Here is a 24915-nt window from a genome sequence, read left to right as displayed (position 1 = left end):
TTTGATTCTAGATTGATAGAAACATAACAGTTAGGTTAAGCTACCGCTCAAACAACAGCCGCCTCTGGAATCGCACCCTGCATTCTCCCGAAAGCATCAATCAAATTCTGCAATTGTTGATCTGCTTTAAAAACTCCTAACCCGCGCACCGTCACTTTACCAGGAGAATACACAAAGCGCGTCTTGAGATTTTCTGGTAAATTCGCCGCCAATAAATTCCAAGCGGGTTCCTCCATCGGCGTTTCTAAAACGACGTGCTGCTTGTTTTCTGGTTTAATCCGACTAAATCCGATTTTTTTCGCTAGCTGTTTGAGTTCCATGACTCGCAAAAGTTGATTTGCAGGTACTGGTAAACTACCATAGCGATCGCTCCACTCGGCTGCAATCTGCTTTAATTCTGATTTAGATTTAGCTGTGGCCACCGCCCGGTATGCACTCATCTTTTGATCCAAATCGGTAATGTAATCTGCTGGGATAAACGCTGTGAGGTTGAGGTCAATCTGGGTATCCTCCACTTGCGGAATTTCTTGTCCTCGGATTTCCCGAATTGCTTCTTCTAGCATTTCCATATATAAATCAAAACCGATGGCATCCATTTGACCGGATTGTTCTGCACCTAGCAAGTTACCCACACCTCTGATTTCCATATCGCGCATCGCTAGCTGATACCCAGAACCTAGTTGAGTAAATTCCTGAATTGCTCGTAAACGTTGCCGTGCCGCATCAGATAATGCCCGTTGCTTCGGATAAAATAACCAAGCATGAGCTTGGATACCTGCACGTCCCACACGACCGCGTAATTGATACAACTGTGCCAAACCGAAGCGGTGAGCATCTTCAATCAGAATCGTGTTGACTCGTGGAATATCTAAGCCAGATTCAATAATTGTCGTACAAACGAGGATGTCTGCATCGCCATTACTGAAGGTGAGCATAGTTGATTCTAACTCGCTTTCATCCATTTGACCGTGAGCGATCGCAAACCTAGCTCCCGGTATCACTTCTCGTAAATTGGCTGTTGTCTCTTCAATGCCGTCTACTCGTGGAACTACATAAAAAACCTGTCCACCTCTGTCTAATTCTTGACGAATCGCACTGCGGATACTTTCGGTATTAATCGGTGATAGATGGGTTTTAATTGGGCGTCTGGTTGGGGGTGGCGTGGTAATCAAACTCATTTCCCGAATTCCTGACAAGGACATATACAAAGTCCGGGGAATGGGGGTGGCGGAGAGGGTAAGCACGTCCACCTGAGTTTTCAGGCTTTTAATTTTCTCTTTCTGGTTTACCCCAAATCGCTGTTCTTCATCCACCACCAACAGTCCTAAATCCCGGAATGTTACGCCTTTACCTAAAAGTTGATGTGTACCAATCACTACATCTAATTCACCCGTTGCCAATCGCTTTTGAATATTGCGGCGTTCTTCAGCCGAACGAAAACGGTTGAGTAAACCGACATTTACGGGGTAGGGAGCAAAACGTTCTTTGAGTGTATGGTAATGCTGCTGTGTTAAAATAGTCGTCGGCGCAAGGAGTGCCACTTGTTTACCGGCGATGACTGCTTTGAAAATAGCACGAATCGCCACTTCCGTTTTTCCGAAACCGACATCGCCACAAACTAAGCGATCCATTGGGCGATCGCTTTCCATGTCTCGTTTCACATCTTGAACAGCTTTGAGTTGATCCGTTGTGGGTTGGTAGGGGAAAGAATCTTCCAATTCCTCCTGCCAAGGCATATCACTGGGAAAGCTAAAACCTTGTTGTTGCGATCGCGCTGCATACAGTTTCAACAAGTCCACCGCCAATTTTTTAATCGCTTTGCGGACTTTATTCTTGGTATTTTCCCAAGCTTTCCCGGTCATCCGGTTGAGTTCCGGTGCTTTATCACCTGCGGCGCGGAACCGAGATAAAGCACCGACTTGATCAGCTGCGACTCTGAGTAACCCGTCAGCATACTGCACCGCTAAATAATCACGGGTTTCGTTATTAATCGTCAAACTTTCCAGCTTGACAAATTTGCCAACACCATGATTCCTGTGAACTACATAATCACCTGGACGCAGCTTATTGGGATCAACTTGTTTAGAAGTAGCTTTGTGGCGCTTGCGGATATAGCCGGGAGTCGCCAAGGAATGCTGCCCAAAAAATTCCCGATCTGTAACGATTACCAAACGGTACGTAGGCAGGATAAAACCTTCTAGTTCGGCCAGACCAGAATATTTTAGGGCTATGGGAGTATGGTTGATTTGGAGCTTATCGATCGCTTGGTAGTCGCGGGGATTCGGGATAAACTGAGCCGGACAATCATGTTCTTGCAATAGCGAGACAGAACGCGAAGGTTGAGCAGAAAGCAACCAGATTGAGAAATTGCGATCGCGTTGTTGGCGTATAGTCTCAGCTAGTTTACCAAACTGGTGTGGCATGACTGGAACAGGTCGGCTAGCCAGATTGATCCCACTATTTTCCTCTGACAGTTCCGATAAATATAAGGTTTTAAACTTGGCAACGTCAGCCAAACACTTATCAAAAGAACGGTGAATTTTCGGCAATGCTAGGGGAGTAGATTCTTCGCCATGCCCAATGCTCCACTGTTCTTCCGCATTTTCCACCCAGCGATCGCTATGAGCATGACACTGTTCTGGCTCATCAATGGCAATCAGGGTATTTTCTGATAAGTAGTTTAGTAGAGATGCTGGTTGCTCGAACGCTAACCCCAAAAAGCGACGACTACCCTCAATCAGTGATGAGTTCTGAGTGCTAAGTTCTGAGTCAGAATTTAACTCATAACTCCTAACTCCTAACTCAGAACTATTCTTTAGTGCTGCCATCACGACGGGAGCAAAGCTAGTGGGGGTAAGAATTAACTGGTTAACTTTGTCGAGGGCGGAACGTTGGGTTGCTGGGTCAAATTCCCGCATTTGCTCGATTTCATCGCCAAACCATTCCAGCCGGACGGGGAACTCAGATGAAACTGGGAACACATCAACAATATCGCCCCGTCGGCTCCACTGTCCTTCCGTTTCTACCAAAGGCACTCTTTCGTACCCCAAAATAGTTATTTTCTCACTGAAAGCATTCAAGTCTAATTCCATCCCCCGCTTCAGAATAAGACAGAATTGCCCAAAAGCTGCTGGTGGAGGTAAGTGAGGTTGCAGCGCCCCTTGAGTAGCCACAATCGCCATCTTGGCTAATTGAGAATTGGAATTTGGAACCTGGTTTTCTTCCCCATGCCCCATGCCCAATGACGCCACTTGCTTCAAGTCGGCAGAGCCGCCCAAAGCAGTGGCTCCCCCATGCCCCATTCCCAAATCTGCCAATACCTGCATTTGCCCCCAACTCATCTCAGTTTCCGGGTCAAAAGGTTCGTAGGGAGAAGCCTCGGAGGTGGGATAAAAATGTACTGTTTGCCATCCCATTGCCTCCAGTTGTGCGTAAACGCGTCCAGCTTCTTCCAAAGTGGCGCAAACTACGAACAAATCTTTGCCACTAGCCTGGGCTAATGCCGAAGCCACTAGAGTCTTGGGCAGCCTGGGAATGCCATTTAACCGCAATTCTTGTTGTCGATTCAGCTTAGAAATAAATTCAGTAGTGAGCGGCGATCGGCCTAAGGCACGCACAATAGAAGAAAATGACATAAGTACTACTAGCGATGGGAGTCTTTGTGAGTCAGAAAATCTTAAGGCAGTTTATGTCAACCATTTTAAAAGTGTTAACAGCCTTCTTATTCCTTCGGTGGAAGAATAATGCACAGCGACTAATAGGCTTAAGAACTATAACTATTACTTTGTGTACAGTCAAAGCATTTATTGAAGCATCTTTAATACTAGATACTAGGGATTGAGCTACGTTCGCTCTGATAAGCCGCAATTTTAAACATGTCCCCCATTACTTTTGAAATTTTAATCATTTTGGTGCTAATTATTGCCAACGGTGTATTTTCTATGTCTGAGATGGCGATTGTCTCAGCCCGGAAAGTTAGGCTACAACAGCTTGCCAATCAAGGAGATGCCAAGGCAAAGGTAGCATTGAAACTAGCTGAGTCTCCAAATCATTTCCTGTCAACCGTTCAAGTGGGTATTTCCCTGATCGGTATCCTGACTGGTGCTTTTGGAGGAGCAACAATTGCCAACCGACTGGGAATCTATGTAAAACGTGTCCCCTTGTTAGCACCTTATAGTGAACCGCTATCTTTCGGAATAGTGGTTTTACTCATTACCTATTTCTCACTGATTGTTGGCGAATTGGTACCGAAGCGTCTGGCATTAAACAATCCAGAAAAGATTGCATCAATTGTAGCTATTCCGATGCAAGCCTTGGCGGCGATTGGTTCTCCAGTAGTCTTTCTCTTAAGCGCTTCTACAGATTTGATCCTGCGACTACTAGGAATTACAGCTTCTACCGAGCCGCAAGTTACCGAAGAAGAAATTAAAATCTTAATTGAGCAAGGCACGGAGGCGGGAACCTTTGAGGAAGCCGAACAGGATATGGTAGAGCGAGTCTTTCGTTTAGGCGATCGCCCTGTCAGCTACTTAATGACACCCCGCCCCGATATTGTCTGGCTAGACTTAGACGACTCTGCCGAAGAAAATCGCCAAAAAATGGTTGATAGTGCCTATTCTCGGTATCCAATTTGTCAGGGAGGACTTGACAATGTGCTCGGTGTTATTCCTGTCACCGACCTATTAGCCAGGAGTTTCCGAGGGGAAGCGCTAGACTTGACAGTGGGATTGCGCCAGCCCGTATTTGTGCCGGAAAGCACCCGTGGTTTGAAAGTTTTGGAATTGTTCAAGCAAACCATCACTCACATGGCGCTGGTAGTCGATGAATACGGCGTGATTCAAGGATTAGTCACTCTCAACGACATTATGAGCGAAATCGTGGGTGATGTTCCTTCCACAGATGGGCAGGATCAACCACAAGCTGTGCAACGCGAAGATGGTTCCTGGCTTTTGGATGGGATGTTGCCTGTTGAGGAGTTTTTGGAACTTTTCGGTATGGAAGCGTGGCAACCCGATGAACGCGGCAGTTATCAAACTTTAGGCGGTTTTGTGATCACCAATTTAGGACGTATTCCCGCCGCAGCAGATTATTTTGAATGGCAAAGTATGCGAATTGAAGTGATGGATATGGATGGTAATCGCGTTGATAAAGTGCTAGTCGTACCAAAGGTAAGTAAATCAGCAGATACGAAAAAATCTGAGTAGTATTGGGCATTGGGCATTGGGCATTGGGCATTGGGCATTGGGGATGGGGCATTGAGAATTAACGCGATTTGCGACTTATTCTTGAAACCCCGCTTCCATTCCTCTCCCCTACGGTGGACACACAGTTTTTTAAAGAAACCTCAAGAAAGGTTCTACTACGCTTTCACCTGTCTAAACAAGAGAATAATCAAAAATCGAGCTTTTTTCGACTTGTGTGTACACCGTAGCCCACAGAGAGAGGCTTTAATTCTTGCTCCCCTTCCCTTGTAGGATACTGTTGGCGGTTAGGTTTGAGAGAAAGTCGCACACGGCATTAATTATTGTTTATCGAACAGAATAAAGGTGCCAGTCGTCAGAATACAGGAAAGATATTCTGTACGACTGGTGGATGAATAATCGGCGTTTAAGACCCCCACCAAATTTTCTTGTTTTGTGGTCTTCAATCAGTAGCGGGTCTGAATCCCCGACTGATAGCGCCACGGAGAGCGAGTCCGCGTTCGCGCAGCGTCTCGCAGAGAGCGTTTTGATTCTGACTCCTGAATTCTGACTTCTGAATTCTTCTTCAATATTTTCCATGCACTGTGCCAAATGCCCTATTTATGCAAATTGTCAAGTGCGAGATAGACGTTTGACCGCCTCACCCGCCAACATCTGATGGGCTTGTTCCAGAAATTGGGGGATTTTATCAGCGTGAGGATTGCGGGCGAGACATTGCCGTAAGTCTAATTCATCTAGTCGATCAGCTTTATTGCCAGGGAACCAGTGGCTGCCATTGCCAAGCAGGTTGTAGCGCATTTTAGCGTAGTCTACCAGATCGTAGGCGATCGCTAGATTCCGCAGCCACAAAATCACCCAAATATTTACCTCACCAGGGGTTTGGTCAAAGGTTGGTAGATTTATCTGCCAGGATTTTAGCCAATCTTCTCCCAAAGTAGCGATCGCTTCTGATTCCAACTTTGCTAAAATCGGCGGCAAAATTGACGATGCCCGATCTACTAATTCTAAAGTCTTCAGGTGTTCGTCAAAATCTTGTGGTTTTGCGGCTCCCAAGCTCAAGGTATGCACCTCTTGATGACTCAAACAAAACAAATCATTAAACACCATTGGACTCAATGGGGCGCAAAGATTTACTAATTTTTCTGGTGGTTTATACAACAAACCTCCTTTATCAGAAGGGCTAATGATAAACACCCCCATATCATGGCGTTTAGCTGCTTCAATTGCCGCCCAATTCCATTGATTAATGTAGTACCAGTGCAGGTTCACGTAATCAAATTGATTGGTATTAATTGTCTGCACAATCATATCTGTTGCTCCGTGTGTGGAAAAGCCAATAAATCTAACTTTTCCCTCAGCTTGCAACTGCTGGGCTACTTCTAAACAGCCACCAGGACGGATGCTGTAGTCTAATGACTCAAGATGATTGATGCCATGCAACCCTAATAAGTCAACGTAATCTAGCTGGAGATTTCGTAGTGATTTTTCAAATGTCTCACGAAATTCTTTAGCATCTGCCTGTGGGTTGATTTTAGTCTGAACAATCAACTTTTCACGGGCAAACTTGGGCAATATTCTCCCCAATTGCATCTCGGAAGTGCCATAACCACGAGCAGTTTCAATATGATTAATCCCAACTTCCATCGCCCTTCTAATAGTGGCTTCTAGATTCGCCTGATTATCAGCAGGAATTTCATTATTAGGAACATCCTCCCATTTGAACTGATATCTCATGCCACCGCAGGAAAACACTGGCATTTGTAATTCTGTGCGTCCAAATCGTCTATATAGCATCTATGGATTGTCGATTACTTACCAACTTAAATATAAGTTCATAGCGAATTCTTTGCGCGACGGCAGTCGCTACAACGGGGGGAACCCCCTCTGCGCTTCCCTCAGCGTCCCTCTGCGTTTAAAAAGCTACGAATTTCGGAAATGCTGTACTAAGAAATGACAAAACAGCCCAGCAGTGCTGAGTTGATACCCTTCGGGTGATGCTCCTACCGTTAATTCTTTAGAGACTGCGCCTGAGTTAAGCAATTTCTCAATATTTCGGCTAACACCTGTACGTTGGGTTCCTTAAGTAGGTCAAGATGAGATCCGGGAAGGTAATGGATATCTAATCCGAATGGCACTAGTTCGCCCCAGCCGAATTGAGGATCGTATTCTGTGCCTATAGCTTCGTCCCGATTTTTATCCTCTGTCCGCAAAAGGATAAGTTGACCAAGATAAGGTGAAAAGAGATATTGACTGATGGCTTGAGTGTTAGCATCTATAATTTTTAAGTGCTTATCAGTTACAGGGAAATCAAGTACCTGTTCCACGTAACGGTTATATCTATTTTGGAAATGCTGCTTCCGCCAATAGCTCCATTTCATAGCCTTTTGCCAAAGGTAGCTAGGCCCTTGTTGAACAATATTATTTAAATGCAAAAAAAGTCGCTTGAGAAATGACGCCCGCCAGCTATAACCTCGACGACAACTATCAAGCATAACTAGAATGCCAACTTGTTCGCCTTGCTCTTGGAGTTGCCGAGCCATCTCGAAAGCAACTACACCTCCAAAAGAATAACCTCCCAGAAAATAAGGCCCATTGGGCTGAAGGGTCTGAATTTCTTGAATGTAGTGAGTTGCCATGTCTTCAACTCGCGTATGGAAAGGCTGTTTTCCATCTAGCCCTTGTGGCTGTAGTCCATAGAAGGGTTGCTCTGAACCCAGATGTAGTGCCAATTCACGGAAACACAACACTTCTCCACCCAGTCCGTGAATACAGAAAAAAGGTGGCTTGGAACCGTTGGGTTGAATTTCTACCAGGGATGACCAGCTAGATTTTGATTTGTTTAAGGTATTTACTAAAGCCAAGTTTCTTGCTATATCTTCTTGGCAGATTATTTTGGCTAGAGCCTCTACAGTACCTGAGTGGAAGAGAATGGCAAGAGGCAGATTTTTACTAAATGTCTTCTCAATTTGCCAAAACAGTTTTACCGCTAATATGGAGTGTCCTCCTAGCTCAAAGAAGTTGTCCCTGACACCGATAGGCTGGACACCTAAAATTTGTTCCCAAATTTCTATTAGCTGGCGTTCCACCTGATTGCGGGGAGCAACAAAGGTGGCTTCTGGCTCTTGCCTGGATAAGTCTGGTGCAGGTAGGGCACGGCGGTCTACCTTGCCATTTGGGGTTAAGGGCATGGTGTCCAGTAAGACAAAAGCTGAAGGTAGCATGTACTGTGGCAACTTTGTTGAGAGGAAACGCCGGATATCACTAATCGCGCTTGCTGACTTCTGATTCGGTATCATGTAAGCCACCAAACGTTGATCACCGGGAACATCTTCACGGGCAATGACTACAGTTTGGAGCACGTCTGGGTGTTGGGCTAACACCGTTTCAATTTCCCCTAGCTCAATACGTATCCCCCGTATCTTGACTTGATAATCTCGCCGACCGAGAATTTCTAGAGAGCCATCTGGACGATAGCAGCCGCGATCGCCTGTATAATAAAGCCAATCTTGTTGATCATTCCGAAAAGGATTCTTGACAAACCGAGAACGGTTTTCTTCCTGGGCATTAATGTAGCCCAAACTGCGGAATGGAGTTCGGATCACAATCTCGCCCGGTTCACCGATGCCGCACGGTTGGTGATTTGGTGTGAAAACTAGTGCTTGGGTTTGAGGAAGCGGCAATCCGACTGGCTGTACCCCTGGTGTACACTCAACAGGTACTCGGTAATAACACTTCGCCAAAGTTGTCTCTGTCGGCCCATAGAGATTAACAATTTCACCGGATTCTGGAAAAGCATCTCGCCACCGAAGCACAAGTGTTTCTTTGAGAGGTTCTCCAGCCAAGAACAACCAACGTAAGTTACGTAAAGAGACTCCTGACGGCACATTGGCTAACCATAATTCTGCCAGCGAAGGAACTGTGTGCAGCACAGAAATTTGTTCATTTTCCAAGTAACGCAGAATTCTAGTTGGTTCTAGGTTATCTCCTTCTTCTGGCAAACATAGGGTTGCACCACTAGTCAAAGGTAAGAAGATATCTCTGAGGACGACATCAAAGGAAAGACCAGTTAATTGAGCAACGCGGTCTTGTTGATTAATTTCAAAGGTCTGCCGTTGCCAGTTCAGAAAATGTGCCAACCCTTTATGACACCCCAGCACCCCTTTAGGTACACCAGTGGTGCCGGAAGTAAAGAAAATATAAGCTGGAGCGTCAGCAACGATTTCAGGCAGGTTTACTGCTTGAATGCTCTTTTTGGATGAATTTATGGTTTCTCCTGTGTCTGGGTTCACACAGATGATAGTTAAAGACTCCCATATCTTTTCATCTTCTGGGCGCTGACCATCAATATATAATATGTATTTGGCTTTAGCTGACTGTAACATCAGTCGCTGGCGATCGCTGGGAAGTTTCGGATCGATGGTGAGTAGCACACCGCCACTCAAGAGTACGCCAACCATACTGGCAATCAGTCCAAAGCTTCGTGTCCCAAACACGGCTACGACATCTCCCCGCTCCACTCCCAAAGACAACATAACCTGTGCTAAGGTTTGAGCGCTTTTGCCCAATTCCCCATAGTTCCAAGTGCGAAATCCTTGACGGAGTGATGAATGTTCTGGGGTGCGATTTACCCAAGAGGTAAACATTGTTGTCGCCAATTCATACCGTGGTTCTGGCAAAAGCAGCGTTGGCTCAGGCAGCAAAGGTCGCGCTTCTGATGTGACAAGGGAATATAAACTAATCTGCTTCTCTGGAGCAGCAACAATTTGATTCAGCAAGTGATCAAACTGATGAAGCATTTCCATCATCCGCTCTGAAGTAAACAGATCGGTGTTGTAGACTAAATCAAGTTTGATTCCTTGGTTTTGTTCTGTAACGTACAGGGTTAAGTCGAACTTGGAAGCTGTTTCTAGCATTGAGACTGGTTCTATAGCCACTCCAGGTAGCTCCACTTGCATGTCCCTGAAGTTAAGCATATTAAACCACACTTGAAATAGTGGGTTGCGACTGGTATCTCGCTCTGGGTGCAGTTCTTCTACCAGTTTCTCAAAGGGCATATCTTGATGAGCATAAGCATCTAATGCCATCTGGCGAACTCGACTTAGCACTGAACTAAAACTGGGGTTGCCGACAAAATCAGTCCGTAAAACAACGGTGTTAATAAAAAATCCGATTAACCCTTCAATTTCAGAACGGTTGCGCCCAGCAATCGGAGAACCGATGAGAATATCTTCTTGCCCAGTGTAGCGATGCAGTATTGTCCCAAAAGCCGCCAGCAATGTCATGAATAGGGTGACACCCTTCTGATGCGAGAGTTCTTTGAGCGCTGCACTCAAAGTCTGCGGTAGCATCAGGGATTGCATTGATCCCTGGTCAGTTTGGACTGGTGGCCGTGGTCGGTCGGTAGGCAATTTTAGTACAGTATTAGCACCAGCCAACTGGGTTTTCCAGTAGTTGATTTGGCTGGAAAGTACCTCACCCGATAGCCATTGTTGCTGCCAGACAGCAAAATCGGCATACTGAATCGGCAATTTTGGCAGAGGGGAAGGCTTACCACTCAAAAAGGCTTGATAAACGGCTGCTAACTGCTGCCAGAGAATGCCTATTGACCAGCCATCTGAGGCGATGTGGTGCATCACTAACAAGAGTATATGCTCCTGTTCGTCTACTTGGATCAAAGTAGCTCGCAGCATCAAGTCAGATTCTAAGTTGAAGGGGCGTTGCGCTTCTTGATTTAGGAGATATTCGACTTGCTCCTCTGCTACCTGAATCATTTTGAGTTCCACTGGCCGAGGCGTACCAATTACTTGTATGGGGCTACCATCAAGTGATGTGATAAAGTTTGTTCGTATTGCCTCGTGATGGACGACGATCGCATCTAGTGACTGTTGCAATACACCCACGTTTAACTTGCCCGTTAAGCGCTGTGCATTTGAGAGGATATATGCTCGGCTGTTGGGTTGCAACTGCTCTAAAAACCAGACTCGCTGCTGGGCAAAGGATAAAGGGGCTGACTCCCGGTTGGCTATTTGGAGAATAGTTTGATTTTGGGGATCATCTTCTTGAATTTGATTTTGAGCGATCGCTTCAGCTAAAGTAGCGATCGTGGGATTCTCAAATAAGAGTTGCAACGGTATTTCTATCCGAAAGACTTGGCGAACCCTAGACATCACTTGAGTGGCCAGCAGTGAATGACCTCCCAATTCAAAAAAATTGTCGTGGATGCCTACTTGTTCCAGACGTAAAACTTTCGCCCAGATGCTAGCTAAGACTTCTTCTGTCGAATTCTGAGGTGGAACAAACTTAGTTGACAACTCAAGAGTAAATGTATCCGGTGCAGGCAAGGCACGGCGGTCTATTTTACCATTGGGATTTAATGGTAGGGTGTCCAAAAATACAAAGAAACTAGGCACCATATATTCAGGTAGCCGAGTTGACAAAAAGCGACGCAATTCAACCTGGTTAGGAATTTGCTCTGGACTGGTAACAACATATGCCACGAGTTGCTTGTCACCTATAACATCCTCTCTAGCTATGACTAAAGTCTGTGTCAGTGCCGGATGTTGACCTAATATGGTTTCAATTTCTCCTAATTCAATTCTGAAGCCACGTATTTTCACTTGGTGGTCAATGCGACCAAGGAACTCGATATTACCATCACTTAGATAACGTGCTAAGTCCCCAGTTTTGTAAAGACGTGCTCCAGCTTCAGAGCTAAAAGGGTTAAAAATGAACCTATCTATGGTCAATTCTGGACGGTTGAGATAACCTCGGGCTAGACCAATACCGCCAATGTGCAGTTCACCTGATTCACCAACAGGCACAGGCTGCAAATTTTCATCGAGGATGTGAATCTCTGCATTAGTAATGGGGCGACCAATGGGAGCAATGGCGTAATTAGTACCGCGCTGGCAAATCCAGAAACTGGTATCAATGGAAGCTTCTGTAGGCCCATAGCAATTATACAGAACATTGTCCAAATTAAGTAGGGCAAAAAAGCGCTCTATGAGTTCGCCAGGTAAAGCTTCACCACCGCAGGTAATGTGCTTGATGAATCGGCAATTCTCAATTCCCTTCTCTTCCAGTAAGACACGGAGTATAGAAGGCACTAAGGCTAGGACGGTGATTTGCTGCTCAGTAATCACCTTCACAAGGTAGGCAGTATCTTGATGTCCACCAGGACGAGCCATGAACAATTGCCCTCCAAAGCACAATGGCCAGAATATCTGCCACACTGAGGGATCGAAGCTAAAAGAAATAGTTAGTAAAACTTTGTCTGCCTGAGTTAATCCAAAGGTTGCTTGTTTCCAGTATAGTTGATTGCAGATCCCCCGGTGAGGGATCATTACACCCTTGGGCTGTCCTGTAGAACCAGATGTGTAAATTACGTAGATGAGATTATCAGTTGTCGTTTCATTTACCGGATTTTCTCGACTATTTTGGCTATTCCCTTGCCAATTTGAGTCCAGACAAATCACTTTTGCCTGATGGGGTGGTAAGTTTTTGACCAATTTTTCTTGGGTTAACAATACTGGTGTCTGCGTGTCTGACAAGATGAAAGCTAAACGTTCTGAAGGATATGCCGGATCTAAAGGCACATAAGCACCTCCAGCTTTGAGAATTCCCAGTAACCCGACAATCATCTCCAAGGAGCGCTCCACACAAATGCCCACAAGTACTTCCGGCCCAACGCCTAAAGTACGTAAGTGGTGCGCTAGTTGATTGGCTTGTTGGTTTAACTGCCGATAAGTAAGTTCTGTATTTTCACATACTACAGCAATGGCTCCAGGCGATCGCTCAACTTGCTTCTCAAACATCTGATGGATGCACAGATCCCGATGATGAACTGCTTGGGTGTCATTCCATTCCTGTAAAACTTCAGTGCTAATGATGTGAGTTAAGGTATCTAAGGGAATATTTTGTTTATATTCTGAAGTCTGGCTATTCTGGCTATTATTTATCTGCATTTTCTATATTATTTTCTATATTATTAAGTTCAGTGGATCTATTAATCGTCCGGAGTCATCCACAGCAAAGTAGCGATTGTGTTTAATACAATTCCACTCTAATAAGCTAAAAATCTTTTAATTTGCATCCTCAAAATAATGAATTTCTTGTGGGGTGGGTATCTTGCCCGCCTAGTTGTGCAAATTAAATGCGCGACAGCTTACCAATTAAACATCAAAGCACTTCAACTGAAGTTTAGATAAAAGGGTATGTGAGCAAATACAGCCCCCAATCTATAGAAAACAAAAGAAATACCACTAACTCTCACATGCTAAGATAAAACTTACTAACCTCATAAAGTTGGCATTTAATTTTTAGCTATTACCAGTACCTTCATTTCCGAATTTAGCAGAGGTTGATGATAATTGTCCTCAGCTATTCAAGAGGCTTGAAATGGGGATAACTCAGCTGATTGTATTTACTAAGTAAATCGGAATTTACAAAATTTCTGTAATCTTTTTCTGAAATAGATAAATTGTTTACTTCTATCTGTGTTTTCCCATTTTTTGAATCATCTGTGGGTCGCAGAATCAGATTAAATTTTAAATTATTTCTATACAACTTTGTCAGCCAACGCCACTTTTGTGTATTCAAAAACTTGTCTAATTTACTTATATTGAATTTGCTGATTACCATAATTTCACCCCATATTTTATCGATTGAAACTCTGAATCGCCATCAAATCCAACAAATTAATTTTTGATGTTAGTCAACAAGAAGCATTTAATTAAACGCTTTATTTAGTTCAAAAATAAGTTTGTGATCGATGTAATCAACCCATCTTATAACGAAATCAATTATAAAAGTACATTATCGTTTTTTAGTAAAGTCAGCTGAAGTAAAAAATAATTCTTACCGAATCTTCATTTTGTTACCTTATATATAAAATTAATGTAAAGTTATAGTATTATTTTCTTAAAGAATTACGCAAACTTCATCAAACCTACGTAGGTGGGTTTTATTTATCAAACTTCAGTCTTTTGGTAGAAACTACAGTCCCGTCGGTAAAGTAATTGCCCCTTTTGGGGCTGCAAAAGCTTAATAACATGAAAATTAACATCGGGTACTTACCGTCTAAAATGTAATCTAGAGCATCGATTCATTAATCAAAAACTTAATCCCTCAGCCCTTCCACCTACTAGCTACGGTGTAGAGAAAAATCCTAAAATCCTTGGCTGGATAAGATACAAGCCTTAGTAGGCGAGGTTCTAAGTTTATCTCAGTTGATTACTTATTAATAAGGTTTAACGGAAAATCAATTATATAAAGTTTTGTAACAATAATCAAATTTTTGATGCGTTTCGTTGTATGTTGTGTGTGTAAGTTTTGTTAATCAGTAATTATGCGTAAAGAAACGGAGAAGCTTCTAAGCAAAACTGAATTAATCTAAGTAAATATGTTAAAATGATTTTGGAAAGAACATCATTTTACTATCATAGAAACTCTGCAATCAAACCGTAGTAATTCAGTTTGTGTATTACGCAACTTAAAAATTCTAATATTTTTACCTAACCTGCTTAATCATTAATGTCAGGAACTTTATTCAGCTATTAAGTTAGCTCACCAACAAATCTTTATTTAGCATCAAAGCTCAAAATTTCCAGACTAAATAAAATGGATTATGCCCTCCAAGAAAAGCTAAGTATTTGGGTAGTAACCACACTCAAACCGACCCTGGAAGATGCTTTTGCTCAAGAACTTAAAGTTACTCCCAAGAAAATGGTTAATAATAGACTACAAAGCACAGGTTTCTTTGAAATAAAAATGTGATATCCCCCATTTGTCTTAATATCTAAGTTTACATCGAATTTTAACTACACCAAGTGTTCCTAACTTATGAGTAATCAAAGCATTACAACAAATAAATTCAGTGAAGTACCTTTGGATTTGCGTGCATCTTCATTTGTCAGGGTACGCAAGGGTTCGTGGTGGTTGAGATTAACAACATTGTTTTTAGTAGACTATACTCTTTTATCTTTAGCTTGGGTTTTAGCTGGATATCAATCTTCTGGGGATTTTACTTGGTATATACCGAACAATTATTTTCCGATTTTAATAACTATTGTGATTCAAATAGGATCGCTAGCTGTCGAAGGTATTTATCGAGAAGGTCAAAAACGCTATGACTATTTCAATATTATCAAATCGCTAACTTTTGCTCATGGATTAATACTCTTAATTTCTTTTTTGTATAAACCAGTTGTTGATATTACACGCCCCAGATTAATATTATTATCTTGGTTGTTGGGCATATTATTTATTTGTAGTGGTAGATATGCTGTAAATCTTACTCTTGAATATCTGCGTAAGCAGAAAAAAATAGTTCGTTCTTCGGTATTCATTATTTGTGATCCACAAGATCATGAGCAGATTTCTAGCTTTATAAAAAAAGAAAAACACTACATCGTATCTGGAACGGCGAATGCTAATTCATTAGATAGATATCAACGTCAACAAACATTGAATCAACTTAATCAATTAGGTGTAACAGAAGTTTTTATATCTTGGGATGCTCTAAAAAATAGAATGTTTTTATGCTGGTTATTTCAAGCATCCGGCATACAAGTACATATTTTACCGATGGAATTAAAACCAATTTATAGAAACGTAGAATTTAATAAAATAGGAGGGATGCCTTGCCTGAGTCTAGATTGTCCGATAATTACAGGTAAAGACTTTTGGATAAAGCGTAGTTGTGATTTTTGTTTCGCGACTTTATTTGTAATGTTATCATTCCCTATTTATATAGCTATAGCTATAGCTATAAAACTGGACTCTCCCGGCACAGTATTTTACAGGCAAACGCGTGTAGGTTTACATGGGCAACAGTTTAAAGTATGGAAATTCCGAACTATGAGGTCTGATGCAGAAAAATTACAGAAAGAATTAGAAGCATTAAATGAAACGAAAGATGGGATTATCTTTAAAATTAAAGACGATCCTCGCGTTACCCGTGTTGGAAAATTTCTTAGACGTTATAGTTTAGACGAATTACCTCAACTTTTCAATGTGATCTTGGGAGAAATGAGTATAGTAGGACCTCGGCCTTTACCTACTAGAGATGTTGATAAATTTTCTGAACATCATTTTATCCGACATGAAGTTTTACCTGGTATTACAGGTCTTTGGCAAGTCTCAGGTCGCTCGGATATTTTAGATTTTGAACAAGTGATTAATCTTGATCTTAACTACATTGAAAATTGGTCGCTTGGGTTAGACTTTGAAATTCTTCTCAAAACAGTTATGGTAGTTTTGAAAAAAGAAGGCGCCTACTAAGGTAATAAAAACCAAACCATACCGGACAGCAATCATTATACCGTTTACGTATTGATCCAAAAGTTGCACTTTGATCAGACAATTTTTCATGCATTAAATTTAGATTTTTCTACTTTACTGAATGAAAAACTACGTGTCTAAGCGCGATAAAAACTTTGGGATTTAGAACCCAAAAGATTTATTTATTAATAAATCTTGGGGTAAGTTGCAGGCTGAAGCATGGGATGATAGAAGCTAACGAAAATACCTTTTCGTCCTTGATTTCGATGACTGGTATATATGAAACATTTCAAAAAACTTCTAATGGTATATCAGAAAAAGTAAGTTATTAGATTTATAGGTATTGGGAATTCAAAATTAACGAAATAAGCTGATTAATAATTTAAGAATGGTAGAAAAGTACAAAGTCATAAGTAATTCTCTGTCAATGTTAGTCAATCGGTTAGCACAAAGCATTACAGCCTTCGTGTTAACTGCTTTTATTGCTCGTACTCTAGGAGCTGAGGCTTTAGGACAGTATCTACTAGCATTTAGCTACTACTTTATCTTTGTGGGTATTGCTTCACAGGGGCTAAAGACGTTGTTTACCAGAGAACTAGCCCGTGAGCCACAAAAAACACCAGTTTATTTAATTAGTGGTACTTGGCTACAGTTAATATTTAGTTTTTTCAGTTATGGGGCGTTGGTGATTGTAGTATTTTTACTTCCCTATAGCTCCAAAACCTCGACTATTTGCTACATTATGGGCTTAACGATCATTCCTTTTGCCCTTTCAAACATCACTGAGGCAGTTTTTCAAGCTCAAGAAAAGATGCATCTGATTGCCATCTCTACAGTGCCAGTGTACATCGTACGCGTAATAATAATGATTTGGGCGATGCAACTGAAATATGGAATTGAGTACTTGGGGGCGATACTATGTTTTTCGGAAACGCTAATTTTAGTAATTGAATGGATTTTCATCACCCGGATAGTCAAAATAGAATGGCAGATTGATGGGAATTTTGTTTTGAAGACAATCAAAAGTGCGCGTACATTTTTTGCTATTGAAGGAATATCTGCACTCAATGGCAGAATTCAAATATTGATTCTTTCCTTGTTAGGAAATGAGTTTTTAGTGGGTCTCTTTGGTGGAATATCACAATTACTACTACCTTTTTCGATTATTGCTAACAGTATAGTTTTAGCAATGTTTCCTAGATTTTCAAAGGCAGTAGAGCAAGGACGGGATAAACAGAGACAGATCACTGAAAAGGTTATTGAAAGTCTACTAATTCTAGCATTACCCTTATTAATTGGACTGTTATTTTTTGGCAAAGATTTACTAGTTTTTATCTATAATTCTAGCTTTGCTCAAGCCAACCTAGCTCTTAGTTTAAGTGCTGTATCACTGCTTTTTTTGCCTTTTACCCGCTCACTGTCCTATGTACTTGTAGCCAATGGTTTGGAGATAATTAACTTGCGTGAAGTGGTTATTACCACTACATTAGGAAGCTTGGGAGGTGTGGCATTAGTTTCCCAATATCAGTTATTAGGTGCAGCTTTAATGGCATTATTAATGACTATTATTGGTTTTAGTCAGTATATTTACTTCACCTATACTCGCCTATTTTCGTTAAATTTATGGCGAATTATGCGCCGCCCCTTACTAATATGCCTTTTAATGCTACCTATATTCATTTTATTGCAAAAAATTAGCTTAGACTTTATGTACACTCTAATTATTGCAACTGGTGTCTATGGTTTATGTGTGATTTATCTAGGTATTCGTGCATTTGGCGGGTTTCGTTTTTTGTGGCTCAAACTTTTAAAACAGCAGTAATTGTTTAATATAAAATCCTACGAGTAATACCTCAAAATTGGTGAAATAAATAATTTAATTGAGCATATAATTTTAATTATGATTAAAGTTGCTTTATTACATTTTTGCTTTGAAGACTACACCATTGAACTAGCAAACAGTCTAGTTAAATATGTTGATTTAACGCTGATTCAGCCGGAAAAAGTGTCAAATGTCTGTAGCAATGTTCTTGATTCTCGTATCCGTGTCATTAGCTTTAATAAACCACGTATTCGCGACCCGCGCAACCTGTTGTCTATGAACACTATGATGGATATCATCAAAGACATACAGCCAGATGTTTTACATGTGCAAGAAACCAACGATCCTTGGTACGATTGGACTTTGTTACTTAATAAAATGCCACCATTGGTGACAACTATTCACGATATATTCCGTCACCCAGGGGATAAAATCGCTGTATTTGGTTCCGATTATACCAGGCGTATTGCCTTCTACCGTTCTCAACAATTGATTGTCCATACTCATCAACTAAAAAAGATTCTTATTGAACAATTCCGTATACCTCAAGAGCGAGTCAATGTTTTACAACATGGGGAACTTGGTAGTTTGTATCAGCGTCGGGGTAGCCAAAATATTCAAGCCCGTGAGCCATATACGTTGCTATTTTTTGGACGTATCTTGCCATATAAGGGATTGAAATATTTACTTGAGGCTATGCCTTTAATTGCTGAACGTATACCTGAAGTCAAGTTGATTATTGCTGGAAGGGGAGAAAACGTAAGCCAGTATTTCCCTAATGGTTATGATCAAAAACGTTACGAGATTATCAATGACTTTATCCCCATTGAAAAAGTAGGTAATCTATTTCAACGCAGCACAGTAACAGTTTTGCCATACGTCGAAGCGTCTCAAAGTGGTGTGGCAGCTTTATCTTATGGAATGGGAACTCTGGTTGTAGCTTCTGAGGTAGGGGGATTGAGTGAGATAATTCAGCATAAAAAAGATGGGTTGTTAGTTCCACCCGGTGATGTTCGAGCTTTAGCTAATGCGATAATTTGTTTGTTAAGCGATCGCGACTTACAACAACATATGCAAACTGCGGCACTGGCTCGCTGTCAGGAAGATTTAAATTGGGCAAATATTGCTGCTCAAACTGCCCAAATTTATTATAAAAAAATGAATATACAAAATAAAATAAATGTTAGCTAATTTATGAGAAAACTACTAATTAATGCGGAGCAGGTATTCACAGTTATAGCCTTACTAGTTTATTCAGGGGCAATATTAACTCTCGTCCAGTCAGGAGGAGCAGGACAGGATGAGTTGGTAGAATATGATAGCTCCTTGAATCGGATTATTTTTTTCCTCATCTATGCAATTACCTTATCACTACTAGTTTTGCGTTGGAAGAAAGCTCTTTATGTCCTTGTCTTGAGTAAAGATATCTTCCTTTATTCTTTATTAATGTTGGCAGTTGTTTCTATTCTTTGGTCTTTTGAACCCTCAACAACATTAAAAAATACTGTCACCCTGATTGGTTCCAGTTTATTTGGTCTGTATTTTGTTTCGCGATACAGCTTAAAACAGCAATTCTATTTACTTGCTTGGACTTTGGGGATTGTTATAGTATTGAGTTTCATTTTTGCTCTAGCCTTGCCTAAATACGGGATACAGAGCGACCTCGGTGGTAGACCACTGTGGCGTGGAGTATTCACCCACAAAAACGGTTTGGGAGGAAGGATGGTAACGAGTAGTATAGTTTTTTTTCTCCTTGGTTATCAAAGTCAAAGACGTAGTTGGCTTTTCTGGGGGGGGTTTAGCTTGTCAATACTACTCTTACTGCTTGCCGGTTCGATTTCATCTCTATTTAATCTATTAATTATAATATTGGGATTTTTTGCTTTTCAAATTTGGCGTTGGCCATACCCAGTGATGGTACCAACCCTAATAATGATGGCAACTATCAGCCAAAGTTTATATTTGTGGTTGTCTAATAATGCTAGTGTCGTGTTCAGTTCAATTGGTAAAGATGCAACACTAACGGGTCGAACAGACTTGTGGCCATTAGTAATCGATATGATTTGGAAACATCCTTGGGTCGGTTATGGTTATGGCGGATTCTGGCAAGGATGGGATGGCGAATCTGCTTATATTTGGCTCAATGCTGGATGGACTCCAAACCATCCCCATAGTGGTTATCTGGCTCTTTGCCTTGATTTGGGTCTTTTAGGGTTAGGGTTATTCTTCTTAGGATTTTGGCGCAGTTACCTGCAAGGATTCATTTTCATGCGTAGTAGTAATAGCGCATTAGATATTTGGCCACTTATGCATATGACATATATATTTTTAGCTAGCCTTACTGAATCTAACTTACTGGAATCGAATAGTTTCGTTTGGATACTCTATGTGGCGGCATGTTTTTCCGTGAGAATGAGACATGAAATAAAAATAAAATCATAAAACAGAAAAAGACCAATTTATAGCCTAAAGATTGCCAAAAAACTCTGAAGCGATTGTTTTTGTGCTTGGCATTTATACCACACAAAAATTGCTATAATCGCTTTCTGAGCAGGACAAATGAGTCTTTAAACAAAAACCTTCCAATTCTACAATAAATCAGAAAATAATCGGATTTTAACAAGATTTCATGCAATTACTTTGGTCTTTGAAAAGCAATGATAAATTCTGATTCTGTTGATACATTAACCCAGGAAAGCGCAATTATTCAAAAAGTACAGCCTATGTGCCAAACTAAAAGTCTCAAGATTATCCTGTTAGGTCCTAGCTTACTCCAGCAGGGTGGCATTTCCAATTACGAGAAGCTTTTTTTGGAGTATGCTCCTTCTGAAGTTGATATATGTCATATTATTACTCACCAAGAAGGATCTACAGCAATCAAAATTATGGTATTTTTGAGAGCTATATGTGAATTTTTGTGGATGTTAATCAGGGAAGAAGTTGATATTGTTCAACTCGAAATTTCACAGCGCGGCAGTGTTTTCCGACAGGCAATTATGGCGCTTTTAGCTTGGGTATTTCACAAGCCAATAATTATACATGCTCATGGTAGTCAATTTCATGTTTTCTATGCTGAACTGGCAAAATGGATACAACAATTGCTAAGTTGGGTATTTTGCAAATGTCAACGATTAATTGTATTATCCGAAAGTTGGAGAAGCTTTTACATAGAAAACCTTGGTCTAAAACCCGAACAAGTTGTAGTTTTTTATAATCCAGTAAAAATTCCTGCTGAAGTTCCACACCGTTTAGGCTCTAAAAAAGCGAACTTACTTTTTTTAGGACGAATTGGTGAACGTAAAGGAGCATTTGATTTGATAAAAGCCTTTTCCCTTTTGCCTACTGAACATAAAAGTAGATCTAGTCTGATCATGGCAGGAGATGGAGACATAGAACAAGCACGCAATTTAGTTACGACTTTAAATCTAGAAGCTTATATTAAATTGCCTGGCTGGATCGGGTCACATGAACGTGATATTCTTTTAACTGAAGCAGATGTTTTTGTGTTGCCCTCTTACAATGAAGGTCTTCCATTATCAATGCTGGAAGCAATGGCTTGGGAGTTACCAGTCATAGTTACACCAGTAGGAGGTATACCTGAAATAGTTACTCAATCTGAAAATGGATTAATCGTTGATCCAGGTAATATTGAGCAGTTATCAGATGCTATTAAGTCTTTGATTGAAAATGAGCCTTTGAGACTTTCTCTAGGAATGAAGGCGAGAACAACTGTTTTTCCTCTAGATATAAAAAAACATTGGGTTTATTTTATGGATTTATATTGCTCAGTATTAAATTTAACATGCTAAATGAAAAGCGCCTTATGCGCTTGATTGTTTTGTACTTTATCAAAGAATAACAACTGGATAGATATGAAAATTAGCATTTTTGGTTTGGGATATGTCGGTGTCGTAACAGCAGCTTGCTTGGCACGAGATGGGCACGAAGTAATTGGGGTAGATGTAAATCCCCAAAAAGTAGATTTGATCGCCAAGGGAGAGTCGCCCATTGTAGAGCCAGGGCTGAGTCAGTTGCTGATTGACGGAGTGGCAGCTAAATTAATCAGAGCTACTACAGATGCTGAAGTAGCGGTGTTAGAATCAGATGTTTCGCTGATTAGCGTCGGCACACCTCCTATAGAAAGGGGAGAACCCGATCTAACCTACGTTTGGAATGTGTGCAAGCAGATTGGCAAAGCCGCCATCCATAAGAATGAAAGCCATGTGGTTGTGCTGCGTAGCACTGTCCCTCCAGGAACATTGGAAAAGTGTCAAAATCTGCTAGATAGTCTCATAGGTGAGAATTCTATTCATCTAGCATTTAACCCAGAGTTTTTACGCGAAGGTTCGGCTATCAAAGATTACGATCAACCACCTTACACCATTATCGGTACTGAATCTCCTGTGGCAGAAGCAGCAGTACGGCAGATGTATGCCACAGTAAATGCACCGTTCACTGTAGTCAAACCATCTGTGGCGGAAATGGTTAAATATGTCGCCAATTGTTGGCACGCTGCTAAGGTGGGGTTTGCTAATGAAATCGGACGAGTCGCCAAAGCCTTTGGCATAGATGGACGGGAAGTAATGAATATCATTGTGCAGGATACGAAGTTAAATATTTCACCTGTTTATATGCGTCCTGGATTTGCCTACGGTGGTTCTTGTCTGCCCAAAGATTTGAGTGCTTTGCTTTACTACGCACGTAACATGGATGTACCAGTCCCGCTACTAAATGCCCTCCCAACTACCAACAGCCTGCAAGTTGATTTGGCTGCCCAACAGGTGTTACGCCTTGGGGCAAGGCAGATTGCTCTGTTGGGATTGGCATTCAAACCAGGTACAGATGATTTAAGAGAAAGTCCAGCAGTATTGCTAGTCAAGCGGTTGATTGGGGAAGGCTGCCAGGTGAAAATTTATGACCCAGCTGTCTATGAGGCTCGACTAATGGGAACCAACCTTGCTTATATCCAGAGTAACCTCCCTCACTTTGAGGGATTGCTAGTGCCAAATTCCCAGGAAGCTTTGGAGGGAGCAGATATGGCAGTAGTTACTCATACTACGCCAGAGTTTCGCCAAGTACTACTCGAAGCCCCTAAAGGAATGCAAATTTTGGATCTAGCCGGGGTGTTTAATCAAACAACTAAGGAGTTAGGTTATCATGGCATTGCGTGGTAGGGTACTGATTATTGTCGAAAACCTCCCGCTTCCCTTTGATCGGCGCGTATGGATGGAAGCTACCACCCTGACAAAAGCTGGGTATGAAGTTTCGGTGATTTGTCCCAAAGGTAAAGGATTTGAACAAGAATACGAGGTTATCGATCAGGTTCACATTTATCGTCATGAAATGCCACCTGATATCAGTTCGGTCTCAGGCTATCTACGGGAGTATGGTACAGCGCTTTTTTGGGAGTTTCGCCTTGCTCATCGGGTGTGGCGAGAGCGAGGTTTTGATATCGTCCATGTTTGCAATCCTCCAGATTTACTGTTTTTGGTGGCGGGATGGTTCAAGTTGTTCAAAGGTGTAAGAGTCATATTTGACCACCATGATATCAATCTGGAGATGTACGAAGCTAAGTATGGACGACGAGACATCTTCTACTATGGACTCTCGTTAGTTGAACGATTGACCTTTGCGACAGCAGACGTAGTTATCTCAACTAATGAGTCTTACCTCTCGGTAGCACTTACCCGTGGACGTAAAAGTCCAGAGGATGTCTTTGTTGTTCGCAGTGGGCCTGATCTTTCCCGCTTTCAACCCGTACCGACCAACCCAGTCTACCGTAGAGGTCGGAAGTATTTGGTAGGGTATGTTGGTGTTATGGGAGAACCGGAGGGAATCGATTACCTGCTGCAATCGGTGCGCTACATTGTCTATGAAAAAAAACGCCAGGATATTCACTTTATGCTCATCGGTAGTGGACCGATGTTTGAGAAGCTTCAGGCACTATCTGAAGAATTAGAAGTTAAGGAGTTTGTAGAATTTACCGGGCGTATTCCTGATAATGAACTTTTGGCACGACTTTCTAGCTGTGATGTATGTGCTAATCCCGATAAAAAAATGCCCTACAATGATCGTTCGACTATGAACAAGATCATGGAGTACATGGCAATGGGAAAACCCATTGTTCAGTTTGACCTTTTAGAAGGAAGGCGATCGGCAGAGGGAGCATCTGTTTATGCCAAAGGCAACGACGTGGTGGATTTTGCCGAGAACATTCTTGAACTTCTGGAGGACACTGAGCGGCGACAAAAGATGGGTGAGCTAGGTAGAAAAAGAATGGAGGAGAAACTAGAGTGGCGACATCAAGTACCTAAGCTGTTAGAAGCTTATGAGAAAGTTTGGCAACCTAAGTAGCAACATCAACGAATTTCTGAGATACATTCAACGAAAATTCAAGGTTTCACCCCACTTTCATAAAAGAGGGTTAATTGAAGCACAGATCAGTATGAACAGGTATTGGATGTGCTTTTAACAATACTTTTTAATACTGCTAAGTATTAGCTCTTAATATTCCTGAAACCAAAGCCTGTAGATGATTTCAGGCTTTTTAACTTAAATAGCCTATACAAGATGTCGTATTCTAAAATAGTATCACTCTTAATTAATAGGTGT

12 protein-coding genes are annotated in these 24915 nt (G+C 41.6%); 9 read left to right on the top strand and 3 right to left on the bottom strand.

Annotation, left to right across the window (positions count from 1 at the left end):
* Positions 1-47 precede the first annotated feature (47 nt).
* Complete coding sequence (gene mfd, locus PUQ00_RS01285) at positions 48-3635, bottom strand: transcription-repair coupling factor (protein ID WP_300412361.1); 3588 nt, start codon at positions 3633-3635, stop codon at positions 48-50.
* 240 nt (positions 3636-3875) lie between these two features.
* Here mfd and PUQ00_RS01280 point away from each other — a divergent pair, with 240 nt between their 5' ends.
* Entirely contained in the window at positions 3876-5204 is a 1329-nt protein-coding gene (locus PUQ00_RS01280) for a hemolysin family protein (protein ID WP_300412360.1), read from the top strand.
* 609 nt (positions 5205-5813) lie between these two features.
* On the opposite strand, the gene PUQ00_RS01275 is transcribed toward PUQ00_RS01280, so the two are convergent.
* Positions 5814-6995 (bottom strand): aldo/keto reductase, encoded by a 1182-nt coding sequence (locus PUQ00_RS01275; RefSeq protein ID WP_300412359.1) that lies wholly within the window; start codon positions 6993-6995, stop codon positions 5814-5816.
* Positions 6996-7207: 212 nt separating this feature from the next.
* A complete protein-coding gene (locus tag PUQ00_RS01270; protein ID WP_300412357.1) occupies positions 7208-13165 on the bottom strand; it encodes a non-ribosomal peptide synthetase in 5958 nt (1985 codons plus the stop codon).
* 1654 nt (positions 13166-14819) lie between these two features.
* Here PUQ00_RS01270 and PUQ00_RS01265 point away from each other — a divergent pair.
* The 8 genes from PUQ00_RS01265 to PUQ00_RS01230 all read left to right on the top strand — a co-directional run bounded on the left by PUQ00_RS01265 (position 14820) and on the right by PUQ00_RS01230 (position 24657).
* The gene (locus PUQ00_RS01265) at positions 14820-14975 is read left to right on the top strand and encodes a hypothetical protein (RefSeq protein WP_300412355.1); all 156 of its coding nucleotides are present in this window, start codon (positions 14820-14822) and stop codon (positions 14973-14975) included.
* Positions 14976-15041: 66 nt separating this feature from the next.
* Positions 15042-16481, top strand: coding sequence for a sugar transferase (locus PUQ00_RS01260; RefSeq protein WP_300412353.1), 1440 nt, complete (start codon positions 15042-15044; stop codon positions 16479-16481).
* Positions 16482-16869: 388 nt separating this feature from the next.
* The gene (locus tag PUQ00_RS01255; protein WP_300412351.1) at positions 16870-18303 is read left to right on the top strand and encodes an oligosaccharide flippase family protein; all 1434 of its coding nucleotides are present in this window, start codon (positions 16870-16872) and stop codon (positions 18301-18303) included.
* 78 nt (positions 18304-18381) lie between these two features.
* A complete protein-coding gene (locus tag PUQ00_RS01250; protein WP_300412349.1) occupies positions 18382-19494 on the top strand; it encodes a glycosyltransferase family 4 protein in 1113 nt (370 codons plus the stop codon).
* Positions 19495-19608: 114 nt separating this feature from the next.
* Positions 19609-20745, top strand: a complete 1137-nt coding sequence (locus PUQ00_RS01245) for an O-antigen ligase family protein (protein WP_300412347.1) — start codon at positions 19609-19611, stop codon at positions 20743-20745.
* Between the two features lie 215 nt (positions 20746-20960).
* Positions 20961-22112 (top strand): glycosyltransferase family 4 protein, encoded by a 1152-nt coding sequence (locus PUQ00_RS01240; RefSeq protein WP_300412345.1) that lies wholly within the window; start codon positions 20961-20963, stop codon positions 22110-22112.
* Positions 22113-22175: 63 nt separating this feature from the next.
* Positions 22176-23477, top strand: coding sequence for a UDP-glucose/GDP-mannose dehydrogenase family protein (locus tag PUQ00_RS01235; protein ID WP_300412343.1), 1302 nt, complete (start codon positions 22176-22178; stop codon positions 23475-23477).
* Complete coding sequence (locus PUQ00_RS01230) at positions 23461-24657, top strand: glycosyltransferase family 4 protein (RefSeq protein WP_300412341.1); 1197 nt, start codon at positions 23461-23463, stop codon at positions 24655-24657. Before PUQ00_RS01235 ends, PUQ00_RS01230 begins: the two co-directional genes overlap by 17 nt.
* Positions 24658-24915 lie beyond the last annotated feature (258 nt).

This window comes from Nostoc sp. S13 (assembly GCF_029379315.1).
Classification (GTDB): domain Bacteria; phylum Cyanobacteriota; class Cyanobacteriia; order Cyanobacteriales; family Nostocaceae; genus Nostoc.
This window is presented reverse-complemented; position numbering and strand designations above follow the sequence as displayed.